The sequence below is a fragment of the Gimesia panareensis genome, assembly GCF_007748155.1.
In the GTDB taxonomy this organism is placed as follows: Bacteria; Planctomycetota; Planctomycetia; order Planctomycetales; family Planctomycetaceae; genus Gimesia; species Gimesia panareensis.
In genome coordinates this window covers 4,326,264-4,342,921 of record NZ_CP037421.1, presented here as the reverse complement: position 1 = coordinate 4,342,921, position 16,658 = coordinate 4,326,264, and the positions used below count along the sequence as shown (strand labels likewise).

10 protein-coding genes are annotated in these 16,658 nt (G+C 53.8%); 9 read left to right on the top strand and 1 reads right to left on the bottom strand.

The genetic code is table 11. The annotated features are described in order from the left end of the window. Positions 1-278: 278 nt before the first annotated feature. The 8 genes from Enr10x_RS16040 (at position 279) to Enr10x_RS16005 (ending at position 13,480) form a co-directional block, all read left to right on the top strand. Positions 279-2,600, top strand: a complete 2,322-nt coding sequence (locus tag Enr10x_RS16040) for an NfeD family protein (protein ID WP_145450662.1) — start codon at positions 279-281, stop codon at positions 2,598-2,600. A gap of 311 nt (positions 2,601-2,911) precedes the next feature. Further along, positions 2,912-3,181, top strand: coding sequence for a 30S ribosomal protein S15 (gene rpsO, locus Enr10x_RS16035; RefSeq protein WP_145041487.1), 270 nt, complete (start codon positions 2,912-2,914; stop codon positions 3,179-3,181). Between the two features lie 57 nt (positions 3,182-3,238). After that, positions 3,239-5,383, top strand: coding sequence for a polyribonucleotide nucleotidyltransferase (gene pnp / locus Enr10x_RS16030; protein ID WP_145109792.1), 2,145 nt, complete (start codon positions 3,239-3,241; stop codon positions 5,381-5,383). Between the two features lie 159 nt (positions 5,384-5,542). Continuing rightward, complete coding sequence (locus Enr10x_RS16025; RefSeq protein ID WP_145116332.1) at positions 5,543-6,277, top strand: sensor histidine kinase; 735 nt, start codon at positions 5,543-5,545, stop codon at positions 6,275-6,277. A 163-nt stretch (positions 6,278-6,440) separates the two neighbouring features. Further along, entirely contained in the window at positions 6,441-7,877 is a 1,437-nt protein-coding gene (locus Enr10x_RS16020) for a sigma-54-dependent transcriptional regulator (protein WP_145109789.1), read from the top strand. Positions 7,878-8,167: 290 nt separating this feature from the next. Next, positions 8,168-8,896, top strand: a complete 729-nt coding sequence (locus Enr10x_RS16015) for a TetR/AcrR family transcriptional regulator (protein WP_145109786.1) — start codon at positions 8,168-8,170, stop codon at positions 8,894-8,896. Positions 8,897-8,957: 61 nt separating this feature from the next. Then, positions 8,958-10,229 (top strand): efflux RND transporter periplasmic adaptor subunit, encoded by a 1,272-nt coding sequence (locus Enr10x_RS16010; RefSeq protein WP_197997240.1) that lies wholly within the window; start codon positions 8,958-8,960, stop codon positions 10,227-10,229. 83 nt (positions 10,230-10,312) lie between these two features. After that, positions 10,313-13,480: an efflux RND transporter permease subunit gene (locus tag Enr10x_RS16005; protein WP_145450660.1), complete on the top strand. Its 3,168-nt coding sequence runs from the start codon at positions 10,313-10,315 to the stop codon at positions 13,478-13,480. Positions 13,481-13,533: 53 nt separating this feature from the next. Here Enr10x_RS16005 and Enr10x_RS16000 read toward each other — a convergent pair whose 3' ends face one another. Continuing rightward, positions 13,534-14,847, bottom strand: coding sequence for a PQQ-binding-like beta-propeller repeat protein (locus Enr10x_RS16000; RefSeq protein WP_145450659.1), 1,314 nt, complete (start codon positions 14,845-14,847; stop codon positions 13,534-13,536). A gap of 713 nt (positions 14,848-15,560) precedes the next feature. Between Enr10x_RS16000 and Enr10x_RS15995 the strand changes: the two genes are divergently transcribed. Continuing rightward, positions 15,561-16,586: a DUF1559 domain-containing protein gene (locus tag Enr10x_RS15995; protein ID WP_197997635.1), complete on the top strand. Its 1,026-nt coding sequence runs from the start codon at positions 15,561-15,563 to the stop codon at positions 16,584-16,586. Positions 16,587-16,658: the final 72 nt, after the last annotated feature.

The following is a 16,658-nucleotide window of genomic DNA, read 5'->3' as shown; positions in this document are numbered from 1 at the left end:
CTTATCCTGTCTATAGAGAAATGCATCGATTTGTGAAGATTTATTCCGATCTGCCAGGAATGAAAAACAGAATCTTAATTCCACTCCCCGAATCGTCTATAATTTTCGTGAGTGAAATGATCCCTCCGGGAGAAAATACCGTTAAATGAGTACACCCCCTGATCCGAAACTGTTTATAGTAGAGGGGCTGCTGCTGGTACTGCTTTCGACAACAGACGATATGTGTCGGCGGTCCCGGGTTCTGCATTGCCATATCAGACGATAGTGAAAGTCACATAATGAAACACGTCAACCAGATGTTACTGGCTTTGATTCTGGGGCTGCTAGTGCTCAACGGGAGTTCTGTGCTCCAGGCTGACCCTGCCGATCAGGGCCGGAAATCCGGGAAGCCGGCCGCGGCTCAGCCAAATCAGGACCAGGGGGACGGCCCCCCTGCAACGCCTGCCCAATTCATCACAATCGAAAGTCCGGTTGGTGAAGTCACCTACGGGCGAGTGACGAATTCCGCACTCTCCCTACAGAACGAGGCTTCCCAGGCGGGAGAGACCGGCTATCTGATCCTGAAAATCACACCTGGCTCCAGCCCGTTTCACCAGGTGCAGGGACTGGCTAAATTTCTGGCCTCTTCCAAATTATCCAGTTTGAAAACTATTGCCTGGGTCCCCGAAACGGTCATCGGCAATAACGTGGTCCTGGCGCTGGCCTGTGACGAAATCGTGATGCATCCGGATGCGGAACTGGGAGACATTGGCTACGGGAAAGCCCTGGATCGGGATGAGCAGCAGTTTGTGCTTTCGATCGTGGAAAAGCGACACAATCCCAAACTCAGCCGGGCGCTGGCACTGGGCATGATGGATCCGCAGCAGGCGGTCCTGAAGATCAAGCTTCAGCAGGGGGAAGGCAAAAACAAACAGGTTGAATCGCGGGTCGTCACTCCCGAAGAGCTCAAGCGTCTGCAGAACAATCAGGCCGTGATCACCGATGTGGAAACGATTAAGGAGGTCGGCTCCCTGGGCGTCTTTTCGGGCAGTAAGGCCCGCGCCCTGGATGTGCTCGTGCAGCAACTGGCCCACTCCCGGGGCGATCTGGCGGAACTCTATGGAATTCCGCGCGAAAAACTGCGGGAAGATCCCACTGCCGGGGAAGCTCCCAAAGTGATGCTGATCAAGGTTGATGGCATGGTTTCGCCCATCCTGGAAACATTCATCGAGCGGCAGATCAATCGCGCTGTCAATTCCGGGGCCAACATGCTGGTCTTTGAGATCGATTCACCCGGAGGTTTCCTGATGTCAGGCACCAATCTGGCAAACCGGATTGCGGATCTCGAAGCCAGCAAGGTGCGCACGGTGGCTTATATTCCCGATCATGCCATGAGCAGTGCCGCGATTATTGCACTGGGATGTGATGAAATCTTTCTGAAACCGGATGGCCAGATCGGCGATGCCGGTGTGATGCACCAGAACCAAAATGGTCAGTTCGAATTTGTGCCGGAAAAAATCCTGAGCCCGCTTCGGGTGAGCATCGCCGATCTGGCAGAAAAGAAAGGCCGACCTCCGGCGATCTGTGAAGCGATGATGGATAAAGATCTGCCGGTCTATGAAGTTACCAACAGTAAAACCGGCCAGATCTGGTTCATGACCGACTCCGAGATCCACCAGTCCAATGGAGAATGGATCAAAGGCCCTGCCGTACCCGAATCGAAGAAAGGGAACCTGCTGACCGTCAATGGCGTCCGGGCCCATCAACTGAAACTTGCCGAACCTCCTGTTCGCGATCTGGATGAACTGAAACAGCGCCTGGGGATTCCCGCCGATGTCAAACTGAACGCGGTAGGACGCACCTGGGTAGATACGCTCGTATTCAGGCTCAATTCTGCTCCCGTCACCTTCCTGCTGTTTATGGTCGGCGCATTATGTATCTACCTGGAGCTCTCCACGACGACCGGGTTATTCGGCATAATCTCAGCAGTCTGTTTTGGACTGTTTTTCTGGAGTAAATTCCTCGGCGGGACGGCCGGCTATCTGGAAGTCATGCTGTTTATCCTCGGGCTGGGATGCATCCTCATGGAAATCTTCGTCATCCCCGGGTTTGGTATATTTGGTGTATCAGGGGGGCTGCTGGTCTTCGCTTCGATCATCCTTGCCAGCCAGACCTTCGGCGACTTCAATACGCTGCGTCCCGGTTCTGATTTCTCGAACATGACCAACACGGTCGGCACCATGAGCGCCTCACTGGTTACGGTGATTGTTCTGGCACTGATTCTGAACCGGTTTTTGCCCGAATCGAGGTTGATGAGTTCCTTTATTCTGTCGCCTCCGGGAGACGATCAGCGATCTGCTTCTCATGAGATCCGGCTGGACCCGGAATTACTCGGTGATCAGGGCAGCTTAAAACGAAGTGGCCTGGAGCTCAAAGTGGGCATGCAGGGGGTCACAACCTCCGTTTTACGGCCGGCCGGAAGGGTCGAAATCGAAGGTGTCTGGCTGGATGTGATCAGTGAAGGGCCTTTTATTCAGCCTGGTACCCAGATTGAAATTGCCCAGATTCAGGGGAATGAAATTGTGGTCCGTGAGGTAATTCCTGATGAGGAAACAGTTTAGGGTTGAATTGTTTTCTGGGGATGGTGGGGTTCTTATGTTTAGTGTTTCAGGGTGTGTCAGGGCATGCTGCCTCTCCGACTCGATTCAGGCCGGTTTTTATAATCCAGGTAGCGTATCCATTGAATAATCTATTCAAATTGCTACATTAAGTACCTTTAATACCCTGAAAGCTAGTGTAATAGCTTTGTTTTCTCTTGCCATTACCCGTCTCAGAAAGTCAAGACAAGGATCGTAGTGGCTGTCTTTGCATTGGGGATTCCCCGATCTTCTCTGTTTGTCAAGTTGTTTGTTGTAAAGGTTTAAGTGAAAGAATGTCAGTCACTCAGGAACGAAGAGCAGAATTGATTCAAGAGTATCAGTCGAAACAAGGGGATACCGGATCTGCTGAAGTGCAGATTGCTGTGCTTACCGAACGGATTGTCAATTTAACCGAGCACCTCCGGTCGAACGTCAAAGATCACGCGAGTCGTCGTGGCCTGTTACAGATGGTCAGTCGCCGACGTGGTCTGCTGGATTATTTGCACAAGAAGAATGCAGAAAGCTATAGGGAAATTCTCGATCGGCTGAACATCCGAAAATAGTTTCAAAATGTTCGCTGATCATTGTCGGTTTGTCGGAAAAAGAATTAGGAAATTATTGTGAAAGTAGTTGTTGAATGTGAGGTTGGCGGACAGAAACTTAGTCTTACAACTGGTCAGTTAGCGAAACAGGCCGCTGGGTCTGTCCTTATTCAGTATGGTGAAACTGTCGTCTTTGTCGCAACGGCGACAGGTGCCGCAAGAGAGGGGACAGATTTCTTCCCTCTGACAGTTGATTATCGGGAACGGGCTGCTGCGGCAGGTAAGTTCCCCGGTGGATTTTTGAAGCGGGAAGGGCGTCCTACCACCAAGGAAATTCTGACGGCACGGTTAACCGACCGTCCCATTCGTCCCCTGTTCCCCAAAGAATTTAAAGACGAGCTGCAGGTCATGTCAAACGTCATGTCCTGTGACGGGATCAATGATCCCGATGTGCTTTCGATTAACGGTGCCAGCGCGGCACTCTGTCTCTCTCCGGTTCCCTTCCAGGGGCCGATCGCTGCCGTTCGCCTGGGACGTATCAATGGCGAATTGATCACTTTCCCCACCCACGAACAGATTGCCGAAAGTGATCTGGACCTGATCGTCGCCGGATCTCAGAAGTCCGTTCTGATGATCGAAGGTTTTGGTGCTCAGATTCCCGAAGATGAAATGGCTGCCGCGATCACGCATGCTCACAGTGAGCTGCGCAAGATCATTGATCTGCAGTTGGAACTGCGTGAAAAAGCAGGTGTCACACCTTTCGAGTACGAAGCACCTCCGGAAAATCCGTTTATCGCGAAACTGGATGATCCCATCTATCAGAAACTTTCTTCCGCCATGCAGAGCACGGTGAAGGCAGAACGTCGTGAAGGCACCAAAGTCATACATGACGAACTGGTTGAAAAGTTCTTCCCCGAAGATGCGACAGAGACAGCAGACGGAGCGACTCGCGCTCAGTTCGAAGATGCCTTCCATGACCTGGAGCAACGTGCTGTTCGCGAACTGGCGATGAGTGGTCGTCGCCTGGATGGTCGTACTCCTGACCAGTTGCGGGATGTCTCCTGTGAAACCGGGTCTCTGCCGCGCGTCCATGGTTCTGCGATCTTCACCCGTGGCGAAACGCAATCAATGGCAACTGTCACGCTGGGAACTTCACGCGACCAGCAGCGTGTCGATGGCCTGTTTGAAGAAGAACTGCAGCGGTTCATGCTGCATTACTACTTCCCTTCATTCTCCGTTGGGGAATGTCGTCCGATTCGGGGACCGGGACGTCGTGAAATTGGTCACGGTTGCCTGGCAGAACGTTCTGTCGCTCCGGTACTGCCGAACGAAGAAGATTTCCCTTACACCATTCGCGTGATCTCCGATATTCTGGAATCCAACGGCAGTAGCTCGATGGCTTCCGTCTGTTCGGCAACGCTCTCGCTGATGGACGCCGGTGTTCCGCTGCGTCAGCCTGTGGCGGGGATCTCCATCGGTCTGGTCACCCAGGGCGATGACTTCAAGGTCCTGACAGACATCATCGGCGACGAAGACCATTTCTGCGATATGGACTTCAAAGTTGCCGGTACCCAGAAAGGGATCACCGGGATTCAGCTCGACCTCAAAAATGACGGAATCGGTGAAGACATCATCAAAGCAACTCTGGAAGCGGCTAAAAAAGCACGTCTGGAACTGCTGCGAACCATGCTCACCGCCATTCGTCGTCCCCGCGCTGAGATCTCCGCTTACGCACCGCGACTGCATCAGACCAAGATCAATCCTGAAAAGATTGGTCTGCTGATCGGACCGGGCGGTAAGACGATTCGGGCGATTCAGGAAGAGACAGGTGCCACCATCGACATTCAGGACGATGGTACCGTAACGGTCTCCGGCGGAAATGTCGAAGTGGTAGAAAAAGCCATGGCTCACATCGAAGCATTGACCGAAGAAATTCGCGTCGGTCGCATCTATGATGGTGTGGTCAGTTCGATCAAAGAATTCGGTGCCTTCATCGAGATTGCTCCTGGCAAAGACGGTCTGTGTCACATCAGTGAACTGTCAGACGGGTTCGTCAAATCAGTCAGCGACATCTGCAAAATGGGCGACCGGCTGCAGGTGAAGGTCATCGCCGTTGATGATCAGAACCGCGTCAAGCTCTCCCGCAAAGCAGTTCTGGCTGAACAGGCTGCCGCTGCGGAAGGCAACGGTGATGCTGCTGCTGAGACCGAAGAAGAAGAGTAGCTCAGCAACACTTTGATCTGAGATAAACATAAAACGATGAAGGAGCTCGATGTGAGATGACTTCATCGTTTTATTTTTGAAATATCAGTGTCCGATACAGGATCGGGAATGTGCCGCAATCGCGTTCCCCAGTTTTGCCCGTACGGTTGGGAAATGACGATGCAGAGACCATCCGCAATCAACGAGAGCCCGCTGAGCGTCGAGGAACGCGAAAAACTGGAAGCCCAGTATTCCGAAATCGCCACACTGGCGGGCGGACTGGCGCATGAAATCAAAAATCCACTCTCGACGATGAGCATGAATCTGGAACTGCTGACGGAAGATCTGGAGACGCTCGATGTTCCTGCCAGGCACCGCATGCTGAAAAAAGTAGAAAGCGTTCAACGGGAATGTAAGCATCTGCAGGACATTCTGGACGCCTTTCTGCAGTTTGCCCGTGTCGGCAAACTGGCACTGACAACCGTCAATCTGAATGAGCTGGTGAGTGATTTTATCGATTTCTTCCGTCCGCAGGCGAATGAAGCCGGGATTGAAATCAGCCCTCACTTTGACGCCGATCTGCCGGCCGTCCAGGTGGATCCAGCCCTGTTTCGCCAGGTGCTGATGAATCTGGCGCTGAACGTGGTCCAGGCGATGCCCGATGGCGGACTGATTGAACTGCAGACCTCTCACAGAGATGGCACCGTCTACCTGGATATCATCGATAACGGCAAAGGAATCGATGAGAAGGTCAAGTCGCGGATGTTCGACGCCTTCTTCTCCACCAAATCAGGGGGCAGCGGTCTGGGACTGCCCACCGTCAAAAAGATTGTCGACGCCCATCATGGTACCATTGAATGCGAAAGTGAACTCGGCCGCGGAACGCGGTTTACCATTTCCTTTCCCGTTTGCTGAAGAAATCCATCCCTGCAGAATTACATTACATTTTCGACTGGAATATGATGTGTTTTTCCAGCCCGGTGATGCCCTCCCTGGCTGAAACTCAATCATCTTAACCGAAGTTCTTTGACGAACTTTTTTATCCTTTGCAACAGATAGAAGGCAGAAAGTCTGCTCGATGAGCTCGAAAGACTCCACGGAAACGGATCTCGAATCCATCGTGATTCGTGTCCTGATTATTGATGACGATGAAGCACATGCCCAGGCGGTCGCGGAAAGCCTGGAGCGGGTCGGCTGCGAGTGTAAAATCGCCACCTCCGGAGAGCAGGGCGCGAAGCTGATTGAACGCGAAACCGCCGATATCGTCATCACTGATCTTCGCATGGACGGCGTTGATGGTCTGTCGATCCTGCGTACCGCCAAGGAAGAATTGCCCGACGCCGAAGTCATCGTGCTGACCGGACACGGGTCGATTAACTCCGCGGTCACCGCAATGCAACTGGGGGCCTATACCTATCTCACCAAGCCGCTCGATATCAACGAGCTCCGTAACGCGGTGGAAAAAGCGTCTACCCGTGTCCGCCTGATGCGGCGGAATGCGGAACTGCATCGTCGACTGGATGAAAAGTTCGGCTTCGAAGGCGTGATCGGCAACACGCCCCAGATGCATAAAATCATCGAGAAGCTGAAGAATGTCGCCTCCACGAACAGTACGGTGCTGATCGAAGGGGAGAGCGGGACCGGGAAAGAACTGGTGGCCCGCGCCATTCACCAGAACAGCGAACGCAAAAGCAAACCGTTCGTGCCCCTGAATATCTCCGCCTTGCCGGACAGTATTCTGGAAAGCGAGCTCTTCGGCCACGAGCAGGGGGCTTTCACCGGCGCAGTCGGCAAGCGGATCGGTAAATTTGAGCATGCGAACGGCGGAACCCTCTTCCTGGATGAAGTCGGCGAAATGCCGATGCAGACCCAGATCAAACTGCTGCGTGTGCTCGAAGACCGCAAAATTGCCCGCCTGGGAACCAACGAAGAAATCAGTCTGAACGTTCGCCTGGTCGCTGCTACGAACGCGGATCTACTGGAGATGGTCAAGCAGGGAACCTTTCGGCAGGACCTGTATTACCGCCTCTCTGTCGTGAAAATCGAACTGCCCCCCCTGCGGGAACGGCGGGGCGACATTCCACTGCTCACCGATCACTTTCTCAAAGAACTCTCCGCGCAGTACGATAAACCGTACGAAGGCGTCTCTCGAGCCGCCCGTCGGGCACTGATGTCATACGACTGGCCAGGCAATATTCGTCAGCTGCGTAACGCGGCCGAGCGGATGCTCGTGCTGGACACCGATGGCATTCTCGATCTGGATGATCTGCCCGAAGAAATCGTCCCCGTGACCGGCCCGGATGGGGACAGCAGTTACACCTCGGACCGCTCGGGAGCCGATTTCCTCATCGGTCGTCCTTTTTCTGAAGTGGAACGCTACTACATCGAGCGGGCGCTGGATCTCGCCGACGGCAAGCGGGAAGAGGCGGCCAAGATGCTCGGGATCGGCGAACGGACCCTCTACCGCAAGCTGAAAGAGTATCAGAAACAGAAAGAGGAGCAAGAGGGGGGCTGAACGCCTTATACCTCGATCTGTTCTCCTGATTCGCTCTCGAATTGACGCACTGCACATGTTCTGTGCGGATTCTCCCTTCATTGGGACAGAATAGAATTCCAGGCGTGATTTTTACCTGGAATTGAGCAGATTCTGTTTCTAAGTGACTTTATTGTAAGGGTATAGGTCTATTGGTTGCTGCGGGTGTTTCCAGCAGATCAATCAGAATTCTGCCCGACGTTGTCGGAAAAGTGAATAATTTCCAGTGACATCTTGACAAAAAATGACGATCCGTCAAAAATGAGGTCACTATGAGTACTCGAGAGCGCAAACAACGTGAAATCCAGGAACGCGAGGCGAAAATCCTCGAATGCGCACGGCCCCTGTTCATCGAGGGGGGCTATAACGGTCTGAACATGGACCGGCTCACCAGCATGCTCGATTACTCCAAGGGAACGATCTATAACCACTTTTCCTGCAAGGAAGAGATCATCATCACCCTCGCGATCCAGACGCTGGAAAAGCGGCTGGCGATGTTTGAGAAGGCCTCTCTCTTTCAGGGAACTTCCCGCGAACGCATTGCCGCCATTGGTACCGCGGCTGAACTGTTTGTGAAACTCTATCCCGACCATTTCCGGGTCGAGCAGACGATTCGCCTCGATTCGATCTGGGAAAAGACATCCGAGGAACGCCGCAAGCTGATGGCCAATTGCGAGCATCGCTGCATGGGGGTGGTCGGTGGCATTGTTCGCGATGCGATTGCGCAGGGGGATCTCCAACTGGGGGAAAACGCGACTCCCGAAGAAATCGTCTTCGGTCTCTGGTCCCTCTCCTTCGGAGGCTATTCGATTATTGCTACCAGCAATTCGCTGGATGAACTGGGCATTTCGGCTCCCTTTGAAATGCTGCGTCGGAACTTCAATCGTTTTCTGGACGGAATTCAGTGGCAGCCGCTCAGTTCTGCCGTCGACTACGATGCGGTCTTCGATCGTGTCAGCGAGGAGGTGTTTGGAAATGAACTCCAGCAGATCTCTGTCTGATTCGCTTTTTTTTGTGCCAAAGTTGACGAATCGTCAAATGACGGGAAGGTTGTTCAGGCGATTGCGACTCCCTTTGCTGTTCGCTCTCATGGTCTGTCTGACCGGGGGCTACTGGCTGTTTCACCGCCCGGTATTTTCGACGGAAATCACCACAAAACAGCAGGCATCAGAACGGGGGATACCTGTCGAAGTTGTCGAGCTGAAACCGGTTGACTCGTTCGCCCGCAAACGTACATATACCGGGAAGGTCGAAGCCGCTCGCACCAGTGAACTCTCACTGGAACGGAGTGGCAAGTTGATTGAGGTGAGCGTGGATGAAGGCGATCCGGTGAAAGCAGGCATGGTGCTGGCGCGTCTTGATACCCGGCACTTGAAGATTATCCGTCAGAAGCTGCAGGCCCAACGGGATGCCGCTCAGGCGAAGCTGGCGGAACTTCTGGCTGGTCCTCGACCTCAGACAATCGCTGCTGCCGAAGCAGCAGTCCGGCAACTGAACGCCAAACTGAAAAATCTGCAGGCTGATCACGTCCGCAATGAACAGCTGCTGCAGCGCAACGCGATTTCCAAATCGGTGTTTGAAGCCTCACAATACGACGTCCAGCAGCAGCAGGCACAGCTGGATGCCGCAAAGAGCCAGCTCTCTGAGCTGAAAGAAGGGACCCGGAAAGAACAGATCGCCGCCCAGAAAGCCGAAGTGGCAAATCTGGATGCTCAACTGGCAGACAACCAGATCGACCTGGAAGACACAGAATTGAAAGCCCCGTTTGCAGGTCGGATCTCGAAACGGTATGCAGACGAAGGAACCGTGATTTCTCCGGAAACGCCGCTGCTGAGGCTGGTCGAAGATCAGCATCTCGAAGCGCATATCGGCGTACCGGTAGAAATGACACCTGGTTTGAAACGAGGCGCCCGTCAGCAGGTTCAGCTCAACGGCAAATCTTACCAGTCCACACTGAAAGCGGTGCTGCCCGAACTGGATCCCGTAACGCGGACCCGCGAAGTGGTACTGGCACTCGGTGAACCAGCCGCTCAAAACCTGGTCCCGGGCCAGGTGATTCGCATCGCCATGGAAGAACCGGTGGAAATGCAGGGGTTCTGGTTGCCGCTCAGTGCCCTGGCACGGGGTGAGCGCGGACTCTGGTCGGCTTATGCTGTGGTTCCGGGAAAAGCTGAGGGAGAACTGGTTCTTGAGAAACGGCAGATTGAAATTCTGCATACCGAAGGCGATCGCGTCCTCGTCCGGGGGACATTGAAATCAGGAGACCGGATGGTCGTGGATGGAATTCATAAACTGGCGAACAATCAGCGGGTTGTGATCAAGTCAGGCTCCTGATTCACGGAAAAGCCTGATTTGACTCTACAGCGTGTTCTAATCAACGTCATGCAACCTTTCAGGATAGAACGGGAATATCAGACATGCTGGAAGGCTTATTCTATCGAAACCGACGTTTACTGATTCTCCTGATCGCTTTGATCACGGTTGCCGGCCTGTCGAGCTTTTACGTGCTGCCCCGGATGGAAGATCCCGTGCTCACCAAACGCTCTGCGCTGGTACAGACCCGCTTTCCAGGTGCCGATGCCACCCGCGTTGAGTCGCTCGTGTCTGAAAAGATCGAGGAAGAACTGCGCGAGTTCGACGAGATCAAGGAGCTCCGATCCATTTCCCGTTCAGGCATGTCGACAATTACGATCGAGTTGCGGGACGATGTCTACGAAGTCGATGAAGTCTGGTCGCGGATTCGCGATAAAATCGATGATGCCCGCGTCGAATTTCCGGCAGGGGCGAAGGAACCCGATTTCGAAGAGATGGACGTCAAAGCCTATGCGTTGATCGTGGCCCTGGTCTGGGACAATCCGAGTCCCGTCAACTACGCCGTGCTCCGGCGTTCAGCCAAACAGCTGGAAGATCGTCTGCGGGCCATTTCCGGGACTGAAGACATCGACACCTTCGGCGATCCCGATGAAGAAATCCTGGTCGAGATCCAGCCGGACCGGGTTGCGGCACTCGGATTGAGCGTCGAGGAAATCGCCCGGCAGGTGGAAGCTTCTGATGCCAAGCTCACTGCAGGACTGCTCCGCGGGCAGAAGAGCGATCTGTTGATCGACGTCGATTCCGAACTCGATTCCCTCGCGCGGATTGCCAACACGCCCGTGCAGTTTGGCGCGGAAGGGCATTCGGTACAACTGGGGGATATCGCTACGATTCGCAAGGGAGTCGCGCAGCCTCTGAGTAGCCTGGTAATCGCCGATGGCAAACCGGCAGTGACCCTGGGAATGTTCGTGCGGGACAGCATGCGAATTGACCACTGGAGCCAGGCTGCGAAAACAGCAGTCCGGGAGTTTGAACAGACACTGGCCGATGACGTGCAGGTACAGACCCTGTTCGATCAGAACCGGTACGTCGAGGCCCGCTTGAGCGGACTGGTCTGGAACCTCCTGTTCGGGGGTCTGGCGGTGGTCGTCGTGATTGTCTTCATGATGGGCTGGCGAAATGCGCTGGTGATCGGCACCGCCTTGCCTCTCTCTGCCTTTATGGTCCTCGCGGGACTCCGCCTGCTGGAGATTCCCATTCATCAGATGTCTGTCACCGGCCTGATCATCGCGCTGGGCCTGTTGATCGACAATGCGATTGTGGTGGTGGACGAAGTGCGTGCCAAGCTGCATGCCCGGATGGCCCCTGAAGATGCCGTGATCTCGACGGTCCGTCATCTGGCGGTTCCGTTGCTGGGCTCCACCCTCACTACGGCTCTGGCATTTGCCCCGATCGCCCTGATGCCCGGACCGGCGGGTGAGTTTGTCGGTTCGATCGCGATCAGCGTGATTCTCGCCATCTGCAGTTCGTTTTTCCTCGCGATGACGGTCATCCCTGCCATCGCAGCGCTGTTCGCTGATCCCGACGAAGACCCGGAGACAGGTCACTGGTGGCAGGTGGGCTTCAGCCATCAGGGAATGCGAAACGCTTATCAGAAGTCACTTGATTTTCTGTTTTCCAAACCGCTGCTCGGCGTGGCGTTGGGCTGTGTGCTGCCGATCAGTGGTTTCATCGTGGCCGGCTCACTGCCCGAGCAGTTCTTTCCCCCTGCCGACCGCGATCAGGTGAATATCGAACTGGAGCTCAACGCGCATGCCTCGCTGGCCGAGACCAAAGTGACCATTGAGACGATCCGACAGGTGGTGCTTGCACATCCTCAGGTCAAGGGGATTGAATGGTTCCTGGGAGAGAGTGCGCCCCAGTTCTATTACAATATTATCGCCAAGCGGGAAAATGCATCCAATTTCGCTCAGGCACTGGTACAGTTGAAAACGGCTCACGGAGGCCGGCAGCTGATTCACGAACTGCAGCGGGAACTGGATCAAAAGGTGCCACACTCACGCGTCCTCGTGCGCCAGTTGGAGCAGGGGCCTCCCTTCGATGCACCGATTGAGGTCCGCCTGTTTGGTCCCGATCTGCACCAGCTCAGTCAGAGCGGCGATGAGCTCCGCACGATTCTCAGCGGGACGTCTGACGTTTTACATCACAAAGCCGAACTGGCGGATCCACTTCCGAAACTGACGCTCAAAATCGACGAAGAGCAGGCCCGGCTGGCGGGGCTCGATCACGCAGAGATTTCCAACCAGCTCAATGCAGCACTGGAAGGGGCATTGGGAGGTAGTATTCTGGAAGAGACCGAAGAGCTGCCGGTCCGCATCCGCGTACCGCAGGACCGCCGGGGATCGCTCAGTCAAATCGCTTCCCTGCAGTTGATTTCAAACAAGAAGACTGAAGACGGTCAGGCACAGTATGTTCCCCTGACCGCAATTGCAGATGTCAAAATGTCATCTGAAGTCGCTGCGATTTCTCACTTCAACGGCGAACGGATGAACGAGGTGCAGGCCTATATCAAAGCGGGCGTCCTGCCGGCAAAGGTCCTGGCTGATTTCCAGACGAAGTTGAAGCAGTCCGGTTTCACTTTGCCCCCCGGTTATCGCCTGGAATGGGGCGGTGAAGCCTCCAAGCGGGATGACGCCGTCGGCAACCTGATGGCCAATGTGGGAGTGCTGATGGTGTTAATGGTTGCCACGCTGGTGCTCTCATTCTCCTCCTTCCGGGTGGCAGGGCTGGTGGGCATTGTCGGCATCCTCTCGATCGGTCTCGGTCTGGGGATGCTCTGGCTCTTCGGTTTTCCGTTCGGATTCATGGCGATTGTCGGATCGATGGGACTCGCCGGGGTCGCCATCAATGATGCGATCGTCGTTCTGGCCGAGCTCCGCGCCAACCCCCGTGCCAGCCAGGGGGACCGCATCGTTGTCCGCGATGTGGTCCTGCGTTCGACACGGCACGTCGTCGCAACCTCCTTGACCACCGTGGCCGGTTTCATTCCCCTGGTTCTTGCGGGAGGCGGTTTCTGGCCTCCTCTGGCGATCACCATTGCCGGCGGTGTGGGCGGTGCCACATTACTGGCACTCTACTTCATCCCTTCGGCTTATCTCATCGTGATGTGCCGGAACTGCCCACTGAGGAAAGGTGCTGAAGAACAGGTCCCTGAAGGAGAGGAATCCACGTTGTTTTCAAAGCTCAAAGACAGTCTGCCCGCTTTGAGATAAAAAAAACTGGCCTTCACAGAATGAAGGCCAGGGCGTTGGATGATTCAGGGTTACTACTTCTTCAAACTCACCCGCACCAGTTCTTTGTCGTTGCGTGCGAACAGCGACTGATTGGCAAAGGCGGGGTGGCTCCAGACAACAGGGCGGCCGAAGGCTTCGTTGGTCGGTTCGAGGACGTGGAAACGGCTGATCTCTTTGTAACCTGAGGGAGACAGATCAGCGAGAACCAGATCCCCCTTCTCGGTAAACAGGAAGAAATGATCATCGTGTTTCACGATGAACGCTGTCGCATGACGATCCCGGCGACCGGCCTGGGTGACCTTCTTGGAGGCCCAGAGCCGCTTTCCGTCTTTCAGGCCGACCGCGATGAAATCACCCGACTGGATGTCGCTGCCGTAAATTGTATCACCCACAATAAACGGAGTACTATTACAGCAGAACAGCGCTTCACGCGTTTTCCCTTTCCAGGAGATCTTGGGTTGGGACGTCCCATTCAATTCGATCCAGGCGGCTTCATCGCCGATACCGGAGACGTAGAGAAAATCTCCCTGTTTTCGGGGGACGGTCACCGACATGTTGTACTGCGGCTTCAGTGGCAGTGACCAGTAAACCTGTCCCGTTTTCGGGTTGAGGGAGTTCAACGACTTGGGATGCCAGATCAGCAGCTGTTTTGTGCCTTCATGCGTGATCATGGTTGGCGGGCAGTAGCCGGTCTCTTCGTTGTCCAGGGCCCGCCAGAGTTCTTTACCGGTCTCTTTATCGAAGGCCACCGCGATCGAACCGGGACCACCTACCAGGCAGTAGACTGCGTCGCCATCGACGAGCGGGCTGGCAGCATGTCCCCAGAAAGGAGTCTTGGACTTGTAATCGCTTTTGAAATCCTTACTCCAGGCAACCTTCCCGGTCTGAGCATCCAGGCACGTCAGATTTCCCTCGGCACCCAGCGCGTAGACTTTTCCATCAGCCACAGTCGGCGTGCATCGCGGGCCGGCAGCATAGGAAATCTCGTAGGGACAGCTGTAAGCATATTCCCAGATGGTGTCGCCAGTCTCTGCAGAGAGGCAGCGAATACGTTCTTTGCCATCAATCTTTGAAGTACCGCCCGGGTTGTTGACCACCTTGCCTGAATCTTTGACGTAGTCCAGCACGTAGACTTTGTCACCAACGACAGCGGGGCCGCTGTATCCCAGACCCACGGGAACCCGCCATTCGACGTTCAGTCCGGATTTCGGAAATGAGTCGACAATGTCTTCCGCTTTCCAGGTACTGGAACGGTCCGGACCCAACCATTGTGGCCAGTCCTCAGCAGAAGCAACAGCAGTGCTGATAAAGACGATCGAGGCAAAAGAAAAAATTCGCATGCGCATCTGAAAGCATTCCTTTTCGTTGGCGGCAACATGTTTTACTCAGTCAGAGCAGTCAATATGCTCTTGAGTTTACTGTAAGTTCTGTCCTCGTGAGGATCAATGCCCCGATTATACCTGGTTGGCATTCACAGATCATCTTGAGGAGAGTTTCAGGCTGGATTTTCGCTGGGGGCGGTGGAATGGACATTTATGAATCCAGTTTAATTCGCAGTAAAGAGAGCAAAATATCCTCTGAATTCTGTCAGACATCGACTGGATAACAAGTGTTATTTCAGCGATTTAGTTCGCAGCAACATCAGTCTTGGGTTTGCATTTCCTCTTCTCCGGTCAGTAAAAAATAGAGGGAAATACTGTACGGGATTAGGATTGGTCTTACTTTCGAGAGAGAAGGTCAGATTGGATATTAAATGAATATTAATAAAAGTTACTGTTAATAGTGTTAACTAAGTGGTTGTTAATTAATGAATTAGGTCGAATTTAGTTGTAAAGATTTTGATTATTCGAAATATTTTGTTTAAATAATGGAACAACTGTCATCCTGTGGTTGATCTACTACTGGTAGTGTACGCTGGACTGGTTGATATTAACGTATTTCGATCCTTTCAAATCGCATCTCTGTGTTCAAACGAGCTAAAAACCATTCTCTACATACTGCTGACGCGGTGTGACTTTATTTTCTTTTACTTTTCCTGAGTGCGGGAGGCATTATGCAAATGACAAACGAGTGGAGATTAAAGAAAGGCTTTACATTGATTGAACTGCTGGTCGTGATCGCCATTATCGCGATCCTGATTGCCCTGTTATTGCCGGCAGTGCAGTCAGCGCGCGAAGCAGCACGGCGCAGTACTTGTAAAAACAACCTGAAACAGATCGGACTGGGGCTGCATAACTATCATGAGACGCATGGTGCGTTCCCTCCAGGTTCAATCGTCACTTTGACCAATGGGGGAAGTGGAAATACAGTTCGCTGGCGTGACTGGATGGAAGCGGGAAACATGTCTCCTGTCAGTTACCATGGCACCAGCTGGATGTTGCAGATCCTGCCCTTTGTGGATCAGGCCAACATTTACAACAAATGGAATTTCAATACCAACGTGATGGGTAACCGGGCCATCGCCGAAACGGATATTCCCATTTTTTACTGCCCCACTCGCCGCAGCAAAGTTCGCAAAGTCGATCAGAAGCTGCAGTTGAATGAGACCCCCGGTTCCACCACGATCACCAATCCGTTCCAGAAAGGTGGCAATGATTACGGCGGATGTAAAGGCTCTGGCAACGGTTTCGGCGATGGTTTTGCCGGAACTGGTCATGAATCGTTGGGGGTCGGTGCCAGTAGCGAATGGATGGGAACGTTATCCGGCGGACATCTGGGGATTTTCTATCCCAACAGTGACACGCAGATTCGTGACGTCAAGGACGGTACCAGCAACACCCTGATGACCGGCGAAATGCAGCGTCTGCGAGGCAGTAATGCCACTTTGAGTCTGGACGGCTGGGCTTCGGGAGGCGTCGCAAACATCTTTGATACCGATACTGCGGGCAGCAGTGCCGAGAATGGAAGCGGTAACAATAAGGGCATCAATGGCGGGCAGTACGAAGCGCCCGGCAGCGACCACGAAGGGGGCGCCCACTTTGGTATGGCCGATGGTTCGGTCCGGTTTATCAGTGAGAACATTGATAACACCACCTTTAACCGCATTGGGACTGCCGACGGGAATAAAGTTCCCGGCGAATTTTAATCCGTTGACTTAATTTAAACTGACAAGTCTGACAGGCAGGCACAGAGTTCCGAAATCAGCTCTGTGTCTGTC

What these genes read in the sequence shown, in the direction of transcription:
- Enr10x_RS16040 (WP_145450662.1), top strand. Translation starts at nt 279, where the DNA reads ATGAAACACGTCAACCAGATGTTACTGGCTTTGATTCTGGGGCTGCTA.
- rpsO (WP_145041487.1), top strand. Translation starts at nt 2,912, where the DNA reads ATGTCAGTCACTCAGGAACGAAGAGCAGAATTGATTCAAGAGTATCAG.
- Enr10x_RS16025 (WP_145116332.1), top strand. Translation starts at nt 5,543, where the DNA reads ATGCAGAGACCATCCGCAATCAACGAGAGCCCGCTGAGCGTCGAGGAA.
- Enr10x_RS16020 (WP_145109789.1), top strand. Translation starts at nt 6,441, where the DNA reads ATGAGCTCGAAAGACTCCACGGAAACGGATCTCGAATCCATCGTGATT.
- Enr10x_RS16015 (WP_145109786.1), top strand. Translation starts at nt 8,168, where the DNA reads ATGAGTACTCGAGAGCGCAAACAACGTGAAATCCAGGAACGCGAGGCG.
- Enr10x_RS16005 (WP_145450660.1), top strand. Translation starts at nt 10,313, where the DNA reads ATGCTGGAAGGCTTATTCTATCGAAACCGACGTTTACTGATTCTCCTG.
- Enr10x_RS16000 (WP_145450659.1), bottom strand. Translation starts at nt 14,847, where the DNA reads ATGCGCATGCGAATTTTTTCTTTTGCCTCGATCGTCTTTATCAGCACT.
- Enr10x_RS15995 (WP_197997635.1), top strand. Translation starts at nt 15,561, where the DNA reads ATGACAAACGAGTGGAGATTAAAGAAAGGCTTTACATTGATTGAACTG.